The sequence below is a fragment of the Paramylibacter ulvae genome (assembly GCF_014652655.1).
In the GTDB taxonomy this organism is placed as follows: domain Bacteria; phylum Pseudomonadota; class Alphaproteobacteria; order Rhodobacterales; family Rhodobacteraceae; genus Amylibacter; species Amylibacter ulvae.
On the sequence record NZ_BMZF01000024.1, the window covers coordinates 1 to 860 of the forward strand.

Annotated in this window: 1 protein-coding gene; it reads right to left on the minus strand. The window is 55.5% G+C overall.

Annotation, left to right across the window (positions count from 1 at the left end):
- The coding region (locus IE094_RS15480; protein WP_189641614.1) for a calcium-binding protein at positions 1-860 on the minus strand (860 nt) is incomplete at both ends.

The window sequence follows — 860 nt, forward strand, 5'->3', positions numbered from 1 at the left end:
CATCGATCACATCGTTGCCTGTGCCACCATCAATGCTATCCGCATCATCACCGGTTGTGATTGTGTCGTTACCGGCACCACCAATAACAGTGTCCAGATCATCGGATGGGTCTGCATCAACATCGTCGGTCGCTGGGTTCAGGCTGTCGCCTGCGTCGATTGTATCATCGCCCAGACCACCATCGATCACGTCATTGCCGTGGCCACCGATGATGCTGTCATCACCTGCGCCGCCTTCAACGCTGTCGTCATCAATGCCCGCATCGATCACATCATTGCCGTCGCCACCATAAACCGTGTCAGCGTCGTCACCTGTTGTGATCGTGTCATTGCCGTCACCACCAAAGACAGTGTCCAGATCATCGGATGGGTCTGCATCAACATCGTCTGTGGCTGGGTTCAAGCTGTCGCCTGCGTCGATTGTATCGTCGCCCGTACCACCGTCGATTTCATCATTGCCGTCGCCACCAATGATGCTGTCGTTGCCAGCGCCACCGCTGATTGTGTCATCATCGATGCCACCATCAATGGTGTCATTGCCAGCACCGCCATCAATGCTATCGGCGTCGTCACCGGTAAAGATGCTGTCGTCGCCCAGACCACCGGTTACGGTATCCAGATCATCATTTGGATCTTCACCAGGTGTGCCATCAGGAACACCAGGGCCAGAGCCATCAGTTGAATCGATCACGTCGTTACCAGCGCCACCGTCCAGCGTATCATTACCGTCACCACCATAGATGGTGTCGTTTTCATCGCCAGCCAGCACGCTATCGTCGCCGTCGCCCGCATTGACGATATCTTCGTCGCCAGTTGGGCCTGTGCCATCGTTATTGTCGATTTGCTCGCCGTCAAACGGA